At 55.6% G+C, this 14,321-nt stretch carries 13 protein-coding genes and 1 other annotated feature; of the genes, 5 read left to right on the forward strand and 8 right to left on the reverse strand.

Annotation, left to right across the window (positions count from 1 at the left end):
• Positions 1–51 precede the first annotated feature (51 nt).
• Positions 52–828 (forward strand): peroxide stress protein YaaA, encoded by a 777-nt coding sequence (yaaA, locus tag CKQ53_RS02805; RefSeq protein ID WP_085651785.1) that lies wholly within the window; start codon positions 52–54, stop codon positions 826–828.
• A 175-nt stretch (positions 829–1,003) separates the two neighbouring features.
• Here the strand turns inward: yaaA and CKQ53_RS02810 are convergent, their stop codons facing one another.
• On the reverse strand, positions 1,004–1,585 hold the full coding sequence (locus tag CKQ53_RS02810; RefSeq protein WP_094118080.1) for a CGNR zinc finger domain-containing protein: 582 nt from the start codon (positions 1,583–1,585) through the stop codon (positions 1,004–1,006).
• 88 nt (positions 1,586–1,673) lie between these two features.
• Between CKQ53_RS02810 and CKQ53_RS02815 the strand changes: the two genes are divergently transcribed.
• Positions 1,674–2,561 carry an alpha/beta fold hydrolase gene (locus CKQ53_RS02815; protein WP_118894625.1) on the forward strand — a complete coding sequence of 296 codons (888 nt, stop codon included), beginning with the start codon at positions 1,674–1,676 and terminating at the stop codon, positions 2,559–2,561.
• A 108-nt stretch (positions 2,562–2,669) separates the two neighbouring features.
• Here the strand turns inward: CKQ53_RS02815 and galR are convergent, their stop codons facing one another.
• Positions 2,670–3,680 (reverse strand): HTH-type transcriptional regulator GalR, encoded by a 1,011-nt coding sequence (galR, locus tag CKQ53_RS02820; RefSeq protein ID WP_094118079.1) that lies wholly within the window; start codon positions 3,678–3,680, stop codon positions 2,670–2,672.
• Between the two features lie 413 nt (positions 3,681–4,093).
• Between galR and CKQ53_RS02825 the strand changes: the two genes are divergently transcribed.
• Entirely contained in the window at positions 4,094–5,137 is a 1,044-nt protein-coding gene (locus tag CKQ53_RS02825; RefSeq protein WP_094118078.1) for a UDP-glucose--hexose-1-phosphate uridylyltransferase, read from the forward strand.
• A 9-nt stretch (positions 5,138–5,146) separates the two neighbouring features.
• Positions 5,147–6,313 carry a galactokinase gene (galK, locus tag CKQ53_RS02830; protein ID WP_094118077.1) on the forward strand — a complete coding sequence of 389 codons (1,167 nt, stop codon included), beginning with the start codon at positions 5,147–5,149 and terminating at the stop codon, positions 6,311–6,313.
• Between the two features lie 70 nt (positions 6,314–6,383).
• On the opposite strand, the gene thrC is transcribed toward galK, so the two are convergent.
• From thrC to CKQ53_RS02855, 5 genes are all read right to left on the reverse strand, one after another.
• Positions 6,384–7,673, reverse strand: coding sequence for a threonine synthase (gene thrC / locus CKQ53_RS02835; RefSeq protein ID WP_094118076.1), 1,290 nt, complete (start codon positions 7,671–7,673; stop codon positions 6,384–6,386).
• Between the two features lie 3 nt (positions 7,674–7,676).
• Positions 7,677–8,606: a homoserine kinase gene (gene thrB, locus CKQ53_RS02840; protein ID WP_094118075.1), complete on the reverse strand. Its 930-nt coding sequence runs from the start codon at positions 8,604–8,606 to the stop codon at positions 7,677–7,679.
• Positions 8,607–8,608: 2 nt separating this feature from the next.
• A complete protein-coding gene (gene thrA / locus CKQ53_RS02845) occupies positions 8,609–11,068 on the reverse strand; it encodes a bifunctional aspartate kinase/homoserine dehydrogenase I (protein ID WP_094118074.1) in 2,460 nt (819 codons plus the stop codon).
• An 87-nt stretch (positions 11,069–11,155) separates the two neighbouring features.
• Positions 11,156–11,274, reverse strand: a sequence feature (Thr leader region).
• On the reverse strand, positions 11,210–11,281 hold the full coding sequence (gene thrL, locus CKQ53_RS18990) for a thr operon leader peptide (RefSeq protein WP_072000207.1): 72 nt from the start codon (positions 11,279–11,281) through the stop codon (positions 11,210–11,212). Its footprint overlaps the feature before it by 65 nt.
• A gap of 198 nt (positions 11,282–11,479) precedes the next feature.
• Positions 11,480–12,181 (reverse strand): tRNA/rRNA methyltransferase, encoded by a 702-nt coding sequence (locus CKQ53_RS02855; protein ID WP_094118072.1) that lies wholly within the window; start codon positions 12,179–12,181, stop codon positions 11,480–11,482.
• A 784-nt stretch (positions 12,182–12,965) separates the two neighbouring features.
• On the opposite strand from CKQ53_RS02855, the gene arcA reads away from it, so the two are divergent.
• Complete coding sequence (arcA, locus tag CKQ53_RS02860) at positions 12,966–13,682, forward strand: two-component system response regulator ArcA (protein WP_026739041.1); 717 nt, start codon at positions 12,966–12,968, stop codon at positions 13,680–13,682.
• A 51-nt stretch (positions 13,683–13,733) separates the two neighbouring features.
• On the opposite strand, the gene creA is transcribed toward arcA, so the two are convergent.
• Entirely contained in the window at positions 13,734–14,213 is a 480-nt protein-coding gene (gene creA, locus CKQ53_RS02865; RefSeq protein ID WP_094118071.1) for a protein CreA, read from the reverse strand.
• Positions 14,214–14,321 lie beyond the last annotated feature (108 nt).

Genomic DNA, 14,321 nt, shown 5'->3' on the forward strand with positions numbered 1-14,321 from the left:
GCTACATTAGTGCTATAAAAATTGCGCATCGAAATCAAAGGGAACTCGCTCATGCTTATTACGATCTCTCCGGCTAAAACGCTGGACTACACCAGCCCGCTCCCGACTCACCGTCACTCTCAGCCAGCACTGCTGGAGCGCTCGTCCCAGCTCATCGAACGCTGTAAACAACTGACGCCTGCGGAGATCTCTTCGCTGATGGGCATCAGCGACAAACTCGCCGGGCTGAACGCGGCGCGCTTCAACGACTGGCAGCCCCACTTCACGCCGGATAACGCTCGTCAGGCGCTGCTCGCATTTAAGGGCGACGTATATACCGGCCTCGCGGCCGAGGATTTCAGCGATCGTGATTTTTCATTCGCCCAGAAGCACATGCGTATTCTTTCAGGCCTGTACGGCGTGCTGCGCCCGCTGGACTTGATGCAGCCCTATCGTCTGGAAATGGGGATCAAACTCAAGAATCAGGCGGGAGATAACCTGTACCAGTTCTGGGGGGATACCATCACTCACACGCTGAATCAGGCGCTGGCAGCGCAGGGTGACGACATCTTGATTAACCTTGCTTCTGATGAATACTTCAAGTCGGTGAAGTCTAAGGCGCTAAACGCGCGCATCATCAAGCCGGTCTTTCTGGATGAGAAAAACGGCAAATACAAAGTCATCAGTTTCTATGCCAAAAAAGCCCGTGGACTGATGAGCCGTTTCATTATCCAGAATCAGCTCACGCAACCGGAACAGCTGAAAGGGTTTGACCTTGAGGGATATAGCTTCGCCGCCGCCGAATCGTCAGCGGACGAGCTGGTATTCAAACGCGCTGAACGCGTATGAGCCGTAGTGAAGCGACGGCGACGATTCACGCTTCGTTGCCGTTCGGCCTCTAGGTATGGAAGGCGATACAGAGGCCTCACTCGTTTAGCCTGCTCGGCGACATCCCCCTTCACCGCGCTGATGTTCTATTGATGCCGTCACCTGGCTGCGATTCAGGTGACGGCTCGAAACCCGCTCATCTGACATCTTGTTTCCGTGAGCGAAACGCCGCCACTTTCATTCGGTTACCGCAGAGCGCCATGCTGCACCAGCGGCGTCGATGCGACTTTGTGGTGTCCAGAAACATCAGCGTGCAGTCGTGAGCCTCGCACCGGCGCACATACTTCAACGACTCTCCAGACAGCAGCACCGCCAGCGCTGAGGCTATCGGTTCAAGCAAGCTATCAATCTGGTCATCTCTGCGGCGCTCAATCAGTTTGAAAGCTGACGCCTGTTCGTCCCACTCCAAACGTCTCGTCGGCCGTCCTTGATCCAAGACCTGATTGACCGTATCCGGGCAACAGGCCACCCCGGCTCGGCCCGATGCAATCATCCGCCCTGCCGCCTCTCTTAACGCTCTGGCCCTTTCAGCGAGGCCGGACGGAATATCCGAAAAATCGTCGGGAAGTTGCCCGGCGGCCTTAAGCCAGGAGACGACGCTGGCATCATCGGTCAGACAGTCCTGAAACGCCTCACCGACGCCATAAGCGCTGTTAATGAAGTCCAGAACCAGATGGTTCGCGAGAAAGTGGGGCTGCGAAGAAGAGGATGTCGTCATCAATGTAACCTTTAAAAAATAATTGACAGGTTACACGAGATATCAGTAACCTTCAAATTACCACTTTAAGGGTTACAAAGGAAAAGCGATGAATACTACCAGCACCGTGAAAGCACCATCGCAGGTCCACTATCGCTATGAGCAGGTGGGACAGGTCAACATGTTCTATCGAGAAGCGGGGAATCCCTCATCACCCTGCGTTCTCCTGCTGCACGGCTTCGCCGCGTCGTCGTATATGTTCCGGGATCTCATCCCCGCGCTGGCGGAGAAATATCATGTGATTGCGCCGGACCTGCCGTCCTTTGGCTTCACCGAAGCACCGGCGAGGGGTGAGTATGCCTATAAGTTTGATAATATTGCGGAAACGATCGGCCAATTCACGGAGCAATTGAAGCTGGAGCGCTATGCGATCATGGTGCATGACTATGGCGCACCGGTCGGCTGGCGCCTGGCGGCGGCGCATCCGGAGCGGATTACGGCGATTATTTCTCAGAATGGCAATGCGTACGAAGAAGGTCTGGCTCAGGGCTGGGACGCCATCAGAAGGTATTGGGACTCGCCGACGCCGGAAAACCGCGCAGCGTTGAGCGATTTTCCGACGCCTGCCGCCGTCAAATGGCAGTATCTGGAAGGCGTGCCGAATACTGACCTCGTATCGCCGGATGGCTATACGTTAGAGGGGCTGCACATATCACGCCCGGGTAATGCCGATATTCAGCTCGACCTGGTGCTGGATTATGCGTCTAACGTACGGAGTTACCCGCGTTTTCAAGCCTACTTCCGCGAGAAGCAGCCCCCACTGCTTGCCGTCTGGGGCAAAAATGACCCTTATTTTCTGCCTGCTGGCGCTGAGGCCTGGAAGCGCGATATTCCGACTGCCGACATCCGTTTTTACGATACCGGCCACTTTGCGCTGGAGACGCATGGACAGGAAATGATTCCGGTCATCCGGGCCTTTCTGGACCAACACCTCTAATAAGGCGTTTAGCGCACAGAAGCGCATATCGGTATGAAGAGGCTGCCGCGGTATAGCGCTCGGGGATAGAGGACGCCTCCCTTTATCGCGCATGGACAGCCGATGACATCAGCGGGCCTCGGACGGCCCTGCGACCGATTGACGTCTCACCAGCGTGGGGTGAAACAGATGCGTCGACTCCGCGGGTTCTCTACCTTCGAACAGCGCCAATGCCAGCTCCGCTGCCTGTACCGCCATCGCCGAAACCGGATAGTGGATCGTGGTGAGGCGAGGACGTAAATAACGGGCGATCAGGACATCGTCGAATCCCACCAGCGACATCGCCTGCGGCACCGTGATGCCGTTATCATCCAGCACCGACAGCGCGCCCGCCGCCATCGAATCGTTGTAACAAGCCACGGCGGTCATATCGCCTCCGCGACTCAACAGGATCGTCATCGCCATCTCGCCGCCCGCTTCGTCCGGGGTAGAACTCGCCACCAACCGCTCATCGTAGGCGATTTGATGTTTAGCCAGCGCCTCTTTATACCCTTGCAGACGGTCGGCTGAGTCGGAAATAGGATGGTTTGAACACAGAAAACCAATGCGCCGATGGCCCGACTGAATCAAATGCTGTGTGGATAAAAATGCGCCCTGACGATCGTCCAGCGCGATGCAACGTCGTTCATAACCTTTCAGTACCCGATTGATTAGCACCATGTGCGGAATATGGTCCATCAGCATGCCGAGCTCATCGTCGGCGATCATTTTCGCATGCACCACCAAACCGCTACAGCGATGGCGAATGAGCTGTTCGATCGCCTGTCTTTCCTGTTCGGCATCATGATAACCATTGCCGATCAGCAAGAACTTTTTCGCGCTTTGAGCCACCTGCTCCACCGCTTTAACCATAGTGCCGAAAAAGGGGTCGGAGACATCCGCCACCACTAGTCCCATCGTCTCGGCGCTTTGCTGCGCCAGCGCGCGAGCATTGGCGTTAGGATGATACTGCAGCGCCGCCATCGCCTGAGTCACAGCCTCGCGTGAGGCCACGCTGGCCTTGGGCGATTCATTAATCACACGGGACACTGTCGCAACTGAGACACCCGCCAAACGGGCAACATCCTTTATGGTAGCCATATCACATTCCTGTATACGTCACGGCGTGCAGCGGCACGCACATTGACGTCATTGCCTATTACGGGGCGGCACACAGCGCTCGCCATGCCGCTCAATATACCGCTTTCACCCTGAGCCTGCGACCTTCTACAACACCTAACGCAGACGCGATGCGTTTACGCGATCGTGGTGACGGTCCTGGCCTCTATCGGCACTTCACAAAATGATCCGCCGCTGTTTAAATAGGGTAATCGGTTACACAAAAATCAAGAAAACAACAGCTCATCATTCAATGACATGCCAACTTTAGGCCACATTCCTATATAAAATGCAATGTAACTGATTACACAATTCATCAATTTTCCCCGAGCCAAAAGCGGATCAACGCTTTGCAACACGGGGCATCGGTCCCAGTGATGACACAGGAGTCGTCCATGATGTTGTTTGAACCCACAGAACACCCACACAGACGCTTCAACCCGCTCAGGGGCGACTGGGTGCTGGTCTCGCCGCATCGGGCCAAACGGCCCTGGCAAGGGCAGCAGGATCGCCCCGATCTCACGATGCCGCCCGCCCACGATCCAAGCTGTTATTTGTGTGCGGGCAATCGTCGTATTTCCGGAGAGATTAATCCCAACTACAACGGCACGTTTGTCTTCGCCAATGATTTTTCAGCGCTGCTACCGGACACCCCGGACGTCTCGCCGAGCGAGGATCCGCTCTTTCAGATGAGCAACGCCCGTGGGCTGAGCCGGGTGATCTGCTTCTCTCCTGATCACAGCAAAACGATCCCGCGGCTCTCCCTCCCCGCGCTGCGCGACGTGATTGATACCTGGAGCGATCAGACCGCAGAACTGGGTGCCCACTATCCCTGGGTGCAGGTGTTTGAAAATAAGGGCGCGATGATGGGATGTTCCAACCCGCATCCGCACGGGCAGATCTGGGCCAATGATTTTCTGCCCAATGAGGCAAAGATTGAAGACCAGCAGCAGCGCGACTATCTGACGCGGTACGGAACCCCGCTGCTGCTCGACTATATGCAGCGCGAACAACAGGCGGGAGAACGAACGGTAGTGGAAACCGAATACTGGCTGGCGGTCGTCCCATACTGGGCGTCGTGGCCGTTTGAAACACTGCTGCTGCCGAAATTCGCCGTCCGGCGATTACCGCAGTTGAACGACCGACAGCGCGACGATCTGGCGCTCGCCCTGAAAAAACTGACCAGCCGCTACGACAACCTGTTCCAGTGCTCATTTCCCTATTCAATGGGCTGGCACGGCGCGCCCTTCACGGCGGAAAGCCACGACCACTGGCAGTTGCACGCTCACTTCTACCCGCCGCTGCTGCGCTCCGCCAGTATCCGAAAATTCATGGTGGGCTATGAAATGCTGGCGGAAAGCCAGCGCGATCTGACAGCGGAGCAGGCGGCGGAACGCCTGCGCGCGGTCAGCGACATTCACTTTCGCGAACACGCCTGAGGCTGACTGATGACCACTCGTATCACCCATTTGAAAATGACCGCAGGCGCGGTATTCCAAGAGTCTTTCGGCTACGCGCCGGCCGCCTTCATTCAGGCGCCTGGGCGCGTCAATCTGATCGGCGAACACACCGACTATAACGAGGGGTTTGTCCTGCCCTGCGCGATCGACTATCAAACCATGATCGCCGCCCGCCCGCGTCATGATGGCCGCATCCGGGTCGTCGCCATTAATTACGATCGTCAGCGGGATGAGTTCGATCTGACGCAGGATATTGTGCCGCATCCCACCTTCGGCTGGGCCAATTACGTGCGCGGTACGGTGAAATGCCTGCGGCTGCGCGGCGTGAATCTGACGGGGATGGATATGGTCATCGTCGGCAACGTTCCCACCGGCGCGGGATTAAGCTCCTCCGCGTCGCTGGAAGTCGCCATCGGTCAAACCTTTAAAGCGTTGAATGGGCTGTCGCTCAGCCAGCTTGAGCTGGCGCTGAACGGACAGCAGGCAGAGAACGACTTCGTCGGCTGTAGCTGCGGCATTATGGACCAGTACATCTCAGCGCTGGGCCGCGCAGGTCATGCTCTGCTGATCGACTGCCGCTCGCTGGATCACTCTCTGGTGAAAATGCCCGCCGACATCGCCGTCATGATCGTCCATTCCAACGTCCATCGAGGTCTGGTGGACAGCGAATACAACCTGCGCAGGCAGCAGTGCGAAACCGCGGCCCGTCATTTTGGGGTCGCCGCGCTGCGGGATGTTTCTTTGGAACAGTTCGAGCAGGAAAAAGCCGGGCTGGACGATATTGCCGCGCGCCGCGCGCGTCACGTCATTACGGAAAATGCCCGTACGCTGTCCGCCGCCGAAGCGCTGACCGCAGGCGATGTGCCAAGACTATCGACGCTGATGAGGCAGTCACACCTTTCTATGCGCGATGACTTTGAAATCACAGTCCCGCCCGTCGATGCGTTGGCAAAGCTGATTCAGGATGAGGTCGGCGATCGGGGAGGCGCGAGAATGACGGGAGGCGGATTCGGAGGCTGTGTGGTGGCGTTGGTTCCCGTCGATATGACGCAGGACATCGGCGCGATGATTGAGCGGGAGTACCCGCGTCTCACCGGTCTGCAACCTACGCTGTATATCAGCCAGCCGTCCAACGGCGCGAGTTTGCTGGTCTAAGGCCTGCAACGCCGCCGGACGATCGCCAGAGCCGTGAGGAGAAGGAGCCCCTCACGGATCGCGATGTGGTTTAACGCGGCAGTTCCATCAGGAACTTGCGCAACTGGGCGAAATCAGGACCGAAGTGGTGAGACAGCAGCTCCAGATCGGCGCGCTCAGCCAGGGCGGCCGGCAGTTCCAGCGGTTTACCCAGAATCTCTTCCACGCTCTCTTTGAACTTCGCCGGATGCGCCGTTCCCAGGAACAGGCCGAACTCGCCCGGCTGCAGCTGATCGCGCAGCAGACGGTAGGCGATGGCCGCATGAGGCTCAGAGGTATAACCCAGCGCTTCCAGCTCGTGCATCGTCTCTTTGGTGGTCTCGTCGCTGACCGCACCAAAGCCCAGCGTGTTCAACTGCCAGTTTTTACGGCGATACAGCTCTTCAACGCGCGGCCAGTTGTTCGGCTGGCTGACATCCATTGCGTTCGACAGCGTAGCGACCGTCTGTTTAGGCTGCCATGCGCCGTTCTGCAAGAAGCGCGGCACGGTGTCGTTCGCATTGGTCGCGGCGATGAAACGTTTGACCGGCAGGCCCAGTGATTTGGCGAGCAAACCCGCGGTCAGATCGCCGAAGTTGCCGCTTGGTACAGATACCACCAGCTGATTGCGCGCTTCCTGAGGCAGCTGCGCCACAGCTTCGAAGTAGTAGCAGATCTGCGCCAGCAGGCGGCTGATGTTGATGGAGTTGGCTGAGTTCAGACCGATCGTATCTTTCAGCTCCTGATCATCGAACGCCTGTTTCACCAGTGCCTGACAGGCATCGAAATCGCTGTCGACGGCGATGGTATGGATGTTGCCGCCCAGCGTACAGAACAGTTTTTCCTGCAGCGGGCTAATTTTGCCGCGTGGATAAAGGATAACCACGCGTACGTTTTCCAGACCGTAGAACGCATGCGCCACTGCGGCACCGGTATCGCCGGAGGTTGCGGTCAGAATGGTGATCTGCTGATCGCCGGCGACTTCCGCCAGCATCTGCGCCATGAAGCGGCCGCCGAAGTCTTTAAAGGCCAGCGTCGGACCGTGGAACAACTCCAGCGCCGCGATATCGTCGCTCACCGGGACGACCGGTGCAGGGAAAGCGAACGCCGCTTTGACCCGCTGGTAGACCGTTTCAGGCGGCAGCTCGTCACCGATAAAGGCTGACAGAATACGGCTGCTGCGGGTCACGAAGTCCTGCTCCAGCAGCTCATCGATCGCCGTCAGATCAAACTCCGGCAGATCCAGCGGGAAAAACAGACCTTGCTGGCTTCCCAATCCCTGTCGTATCGCCTGAGCGAAATCGACCTGTTCGTTATGATCTTTCAGATTGTACAGTTTCATGCGTTATCCCAATTGTCGCGCGCCGGACGTATCCAGACGGCAAATATGAACAAAACCTTCGTCATTTTGCAGATAGTTTACCCGCAGCCAGTCCGCCAGACGCTCCGCGACCGCTTTATCGTTGCAGACTGAGAAGAGCGTCGGACCGGAACCGGAAATCCCGGTCGCAAGCGCGCCGATTTCCTGCGCCGCCTGCCGTGCCTCGGCAAAACCGGGCAGCAGTTGGGTGCGGTAAGGTTCCGCAATCACATCGTGCATCAGCGTCGCCGCCAGTTCAGCCTGGCCGGTATGACATGCGTGAATAAAACCGGACAGGTAGCGGCCGTGACGGATACAGTCCTGGCGGCTGTAACTATCAGGCAGAATCGCCCGCGCTTCGGCGGTCGACACTTTGATGCCCGGATAAGCCATGACCCACAGCCAATCGTCAAACCCCGGCACGGGTTGACTGACGATCCCGCATTCTTCCACCATCAGCTGAATGCCGCCCAGAAAACACGGCGCGACGTTATCGTAGTGAACGCTGCCCGAAATGCGGCCTTCCAGCTCGCCCATCAGCGTCAGCAGACGATTGTCATCCAGCGGTTTACCGCAAAATTCATTCATCGCCATCAGCCCGGCGACCACGGAGCAGGCACTTGAGCCCAGACCGGAGCCGATAGGCATATTTTTTTCCAGCGTCATCGCCACAGGTACGGTTTTACCGATTTCCTGACAGAAACGTTCCCAGCACTGATAAACGATGTTCTCGCGGGCCTCAGTCGGCAGTTTGCCGACGAAGCGCCCTTCATTCTTCAGGCTGAATTCATCAGCCACGCTGACGGAGACGCAGTCTCCCAGCAAAGAGCCATCTATCGGCGAAACCGCCGCGCCCAGCACGTCAAAGCCAACGCTCACATTCCCGATGGAGGCCGGTGCATAAATTCTGACCATGATTACACTCCCACCTTCCATGACAAGGTACGTAACAGATCGGCAAACACGCCCGCCGCCGTCACGTCATTTCCCGCGCCATAACCGCGCAGCACCAGCGGCAGAGGCTGATAATAGCGGCTGTAAAAGGCCAGGGCGTTCTCACCGTCTTTAACCTTGAACAACGGATCATTGCCGCCCACCGCACTGATGGCGACTTTGCACTGACCGTCTTCAATCATACCGATATAACGCAGTACTTTCCCCTCGTCACGCGCTTGCTCTACCCGACGTTCAAATTCGCCGTCCAGTTCCGGCAGGCGGGACATGAAGGTCGCCACATCGCCAGACGCATCGAAGCTGTCCGGCAATACGGATTCGACCAGAATGTTGTCCAGCTCCAGCTCATAGCCCGCTTCGCGCGCCAGAATCAGCAATTTACGCGCAACGTCCATACCGGACAGATCGTCACGAGGATCCGGCTCGGTATACCCTTTTTCTTTCGCCAGCAGGGTTGCCTGCGACAGCGTCATGCCCTCATCCAGCTTGCCGAAGATAAAGGACAGCGAACCGGACAGAATCCCGTTGAATTGAACCAGTTCATCGCCCGCATTAAGCAGGTTCTGCATGTTTTCAATCACGGGCAGACCCGCGCCCACGTTAGTGTCGTACAGGAACTTGCGGCGAGAGGCGGCCGCCGCATCACGCAGCTGATGGTAATAGTTCAGGCTGCCGGTGTTCGCTTTCTTGTTCGGCGTGACGACGTGGAAACCGTCTTTCAGGAAATCCACATACTGATCGGCCACAGCCTGATTGGAGGTGCAGTCCACGATAACCGGGTTCAGCAAGTGGTACTCTTTCACCAGACGGCTCAGCGTTTCCAGATTGAACGGCTCGCGGGCTTTCGCCAGATCTTCGCGCCAGTTGTCCATCGAGATACCGTTGATGTTCGTCAACAGCGCTTTGGAGTTGGCGATGCCGCACACGCGCAGGTCGATATGTTTCTGCTTGAGCCAAGGCTGCTGACGATGAATCTGTTCCAGCAGAGCGCCGCCGACGCCGCCGACGCCAATCACGAAGACATCGATCACCTGTTCGGTGTTGAACAGCATCTGATGAGCCACGCGCACGCCGGTGGTGGCGACATCGTTGTTCACCACAACGGAGATGGAGCGTTCGGACGACCCCTGCGCAATGGCGACGATGTTGATGTTCGCGCTGGCCAGCGCGGTGAACAGACGCGCCGACAGGCCGCGCAGCGTGCGCATACCGTCGCCGACCACAGAGATGATCGCCAGTCGCTGAATCACATCCAGCGGGTCAAGCACACCCTCTTTCAGCTCCAGATAGAATTCGCTTTCCAGCGTTTTGCACGCGTGACGCAGTTCATTCTGAGAAACGCAGAAGCTAATGCTGTATTCGGAAGAGGACTGAGTAATCAGCACGACGGATATCCCGGAGCGGGACATGGCTGCGAATACGCGGGCCGCCATCCCGATCATGCCTTTCATCCCCGGGCCTGAGACGTTAATCATCGCCATATTGCTGAGGTTGGTGATGCCCTTCACGGGATACTGTTTGTCGGAGCTGTCGAGTCCGATCAAGGTGCCGGGCGCTTTGGGGTTTTCCGTGTTTTTGATAAGGCAGGGGATCTGGAACTGAGCGATGGGGGCGATGGTGCGAGGGTGGAGAACTTTGGCGCCGAAGTAGGAGAGCTCCATGGCCTCCTGATACGACATGGACTTCAGTAACCTCGCGTCCGGAACCTGACGCGGGTCGCAGGTGTAAACGCCGTCGACATCAGTCCAGATTTCGCAACATTCCGCGCGCAGGCAAGCGGCCAGCACGGCGGCGGAGTAATCCGAGCCGTTGCGGCCCAGCACCACCAGTTCACCCTTCTCGTTACCGGCGGTAAAGCCCGCCATCAGGATTACGTCCTCTTTGGGAATAGCCTGTTCGTTGATGCGGCGGGTGGACTCGGCGATATCGACGGTGGACTCAAGATAGTGTCCCTGCGCCAACAGTTTTTCGACCGGATTAATGACCGAAACCTGATAGCCGCGCGCCTGGAACAAACCTTCCATGATCGCGATGGACAATTTTTCACCGCGGCAAATCATGGCGGCGTTCACGCTGTCCGGGCACTGGCCCAGAAGGGAGATACCATGAAGTACCTGCTTGATGAGTGCGAATTCCTGATCGAGCAGCGTGTTCAAACGGGCGTAAGGGAAACCCGGCTGCACTTTTTCCAATCCGGACAACAGCGAAGAGAAAATCGTCAGTGCTTCGTTAAAATGCGTCTCAGTGTCGTGTCCGGCAACGGTTTTTTCGATCATCGCAACCAGATGGTTGGTAATTTTTGCCGGGGCGGACAAGACGGTGGCAACCTGTCCCTGCCGTGCATTACTTTCAATAATGTCGGCAACGCGAACAAACCGTTCCGCATTTGCCACCGAAGTCCCGCCAAATTTCAACACTCGCATTTTTATCTGTTCTCCTGAATTTCCGTCAACAAAAACGCTTACTGCATTCTTGATTGCCGCTTGTGGCAGGCAGGATTTCGCCTGCCATAAAAAAAAACCCGCACTGTGAAGTGCGGGCCTTTTTGGATTCTTCTTTACGCGTCAGCCCGCACCGCAATACATCGTATCGGTGATGGTAATAATAATCGTGGTGATCAGGCTAAATGGACGCATGGAATAGTCGTGTCTCGTTCGTAATAAACTTTTTCTGGCCCTATTAGTTAGGGCAATCACACCGCTAAGTCAATGGATTTCTGATTTTTCGCCCCTGTTCCCCACATCGCCAGACAGACAGATAAACCAGTAAATTTACAAACCGCCACAGATTGATTTATGAAAAATAACCAAGTCTTATATTTGACTTCAAAAAACTCATTTCCCCTGATTTTCTTTCGAGAGGGCTTTTTCGATGTCATGCAGCAGCATATGCAGCATTGCGGTGTCCCGCTGTTCGAGCATGCCTAAACGCTGATGCAGCCAATCCTTGAGTTTGGCATCCTGTTCCGCCCCGATATCCACCAGCAAGCGATCCATACGCTGGCGCAGCGCGTTCAACTGCCCCGCTTGCGCTACCGGCGCATTCTCCCGCTGCACATTCATCAGCGACGACAGCTGATGGCAGTACACCATGACCGCCTGTCCCAGGTTTAAGGAAGGATAGTCCGCCTGCATCGGCACGCCGGTCAGGACATCGGCCAGCGCCAGCTCCTCATTGGTCAGCCCGGAGTCTTCACGACCAAACACCAGCGCGGCGGAAGAAACCCAACTGCGCTTCTCTTCCATCACCCCCTGCAATTCGGTCGGCGTGCAGTAATAGTGAAAACGGGCGCGGCTGCGCGCCGTGGTGGCAACGGTAAAATCAATGTCAGCCACTGCGTCGGCGAGCGAGCTAAAGGTTTTAACGCCGTCCAGGATATCCCCAGAGCCATGAGCGACCCACCGTGCGGCGGGCTCCAGATGCGCATGGCTATCGACGATGCGCAGCCGGGTGAACCCCATGGTTTTCATCGCTCTCGCCGCCGCGCCCACGTTCTCAGCCCGCGCCGGAGCCACCAAAATAATATAAAACTGCATGACTGCCTCTTGAGATCCTGCATCGCAAAAAAAACGTCCTCCCTTTCACGCTAAATCGTGTAACGCGATGGGGGAGACAATTTACCACGGATAGCCTAATGGCGATGACAAAGGCATGGCGAATACCCCGCTGAAAGGCGCCAGCTAAATACGGTAAAAAGAAGGAAAAATTGTGCTCTCAACAAAAACGGTGTCAGAAGCGGAGAAATAAAGTGGGGTAAAATTAGAAATCAAACATTATCGAAACATAAAAGCAACAATAGTTGGCTTATTTATTTTTGCTGCCCAGATGACGCAGTTAATCGACTTAAAGAAAGTGCCCAAAATAAAAAACCATTTGTATCACCCTATTACAGTCATTCTTGGTGTTGTTTATGCCAAAAAACCACACAATTTATAGGTTAAATCGATTCAACAAGCCGCGAAAATGTGATTTCAATTGACAATTTTATATCTGTTTTTCACAAAATTTTTAACGTGCTACAATCAAATTTGATATATGTCAACAGAACCGTAAATTTGCTGGCTGGCGAAATCAGTGCTTACTGTTATGTTGCTGTTAATAAGGTTAAACTGTGCGCCACTTTTAAAACTTGAGGCCGAGTTTAGCGCCTCCTCTCACCAGCCATTAAAACACTTTGCGGGTGAGGAAAAGTGCATCGAAACGCATTTACGTACTTGAGTCAGTTGGCGCGTGAGACGGTGAACATTATTTCTAGAGCGCCTGAAGAACCCAGACTTTTGTACTTCTCAAATTATCAGTTGGCAATTTTAGGTAGCAAACATGCAGACCCCGCACATTCTCATTGTCGAAGACGAGTTAGTCACTCGCAATACCCTCAAAAGCATTTTCGAGGCTGAGGGATATATCGTTCACGAAGCCACCGATGGTGCTGAAATGCATCAGATCCTGTCCGAGAACGATATCAACCTCGTGATTATGGATATTAATCTGCCAGGTAAAAACGGCCTGCTGTTGGCACGCGAGCTGCGTGAACAAGCCAGCGTAGCGCTGATGTTCCTCACAGGCCGTGACAACGAAGTCGACAAGATTCTGGGCCTGGAAATTGGCGCTGATGACTACATCACCAAGCCATTCAACCCGCGCGAACTGACTATCCGGGCACGCAACCTGCTGTCACGCACCATGAATTTGGGCGGAGGCACCGAAGAACGCCGTCTGGTTGAAAGCTATCGTTTCAACGGCTGGGAACTGGACATCAACAGCCGCTCGCTGATCAGCCCTAACGGCGAGCAGTACAAGCTGCCGCGCAGCGAATTCCGCGCCATGCTGCATTTCTGCGAAAACCCGGGGAAAATTCAGTCCCGTGCAGAACTGTTGAAGAAAATGACCGGCCGCGAGCTGAAGCCACATGACCGTACAGTCGACGTGACTATCCGCCGCATCCGTAAACACTTTGAATCCACCGCCGATACGCCGGAAATCATCGCCACCATCCATGGCGAGGGTTACCGCTTCTGTGGCGATCTGGAAGAGTGATCGATAGGGCAGACCGGAGCGTCAATCTCCGGTTTGCCCCGCTCTACTGCATTACTGCGTTGTTCCCCATGCCATGATAGGCACCGCGCTGAGCGCATTTTTGGGCGAACCGTCGATAACGCGGTCAGAGTAAGTCAGATAGATCAACGCATTACGTTTCTCATCGTAAAACCTCACCACCTGTAACTTTTTGAAAATCAACGATGTGCGCTGTTGAAAAACAACGTTCCCCTTTCCTTTACTCTTCGCGATTTTCTCACTGAGCGTGATCGGCCCCACCTGTTGACAGGAGATAGCCGCATCCGCCGTATCTTCAGCCAGCCCCAATCCCCCTTTGATGCCGCCCGTTTTCGCCCGGCTCAAATAGCACGTGACGTTGGCGACATCCGGGTCGTCAAAAGCCTCCACCACAATTTTATGGTCGGGGCCAAACAGCTTAAATACCGTATCGACGGAGCCCACCTCTTCAGCACTCGCTGAAACCGCAACGCTTAGAAAGAGCCCAAGACTCAACAATGATTTTTTAAACATTCTGCAATTTTCCTGATATGTGGCCATCACTCATGACGTGTAAAAGCTGACAAAGAAAACTTTTCCCCCATCGGTAGCGAGGTCTCACTCTACCGACGAGCGCCATTG

The sequence above is a fragment of the Lonsdalea britannica genome, assembly GCF_003515985.1.
In the GTDB taxonomy this organism is placed as follows: Bacteria; Pseudomonadota; Gammaproteobacteria; order Enterobacterales; family Enterobacteriaceae; genus Lonsdalea; species Lonsdalea britannica.

Coding starts and splice junctions, on each gene's coding strand:
- CKQ53_RS02855 (WP_094118072.1), bottom strand. CDS start 12,181: ATGCAGTTTTATATTATTTTGGTGGCTCCGGCGCGGGCTGAGAACGTG.
- thrA (WP_094118074.1), bottom strand. CDS start 11,068: ATGCGAGTGTTGAAATTTGGCGGGACTTCGGTGGCAAATGCGGAACGG.
- CKQ53_RS02825 (WP_094118078.1), top strand. CDS start 4,094: ATGATGTTGTTTGAACCCACAGAACACCCACACAGACGCTTCAACCCG.
- thrB (WP_094118075.1), bottom strand. CDS start 8,606: ATGGTCAGAATTTATGCACCGGCCTCCATCGGGAATGTGAGCGTTGGC.
- galK (WP_094118077.1), top strand. CDS start 5,147: ATGACCACTCGTATCACCCATTTGAAAATGACCGCAGGCGCGGTATTC.
- creA (WP_094118071.1), bottom strand. CDS start 14,213: ATGTTTAAAAAATCATTGTTGAGTCTTGGGCTCTTTCTAAGCGTTGCG.
- CKQ53_RS02815 (WP_118894625.1), top strand. CDS start 1,674: ATGAATACTACCAGCACCGTGAAAGCACCATCGCAGGTCCACTATCGC.
- thrC (WP_094118076.1), bottom strand. CDS start 7,673: ATGAAACTGTACAATCTGAAAGATCATAACGAACAGGTCGATTTCGCT.
- galR (WP_094118079.1), bottom strand. CDS start 3,680: ATGGCTACCATAAAGGATGTTGCCCGTTTGGCGGGTGTCTCAGTTGCG.
- arcA (WP_026739041.1), top strand. CDS start 12,966: ATGCAGACCCCGCACATTCTCATTGTCGAAGACGAGTTAGTCACTCGC.
- yaaA (WP_085651785.1), top strand. CDS start 52: ATGCTTATTACGATCTCTCCGGCTAAAACGCTGGACTACACCAGCCCG.
- CKQ53_RS02810 (WP_094118080.1), bottom strand. CDS start 1,585: ATGACGACATCCTCTTCTTCGCAGCCCCACTTTCTCGCGAACCATCTG.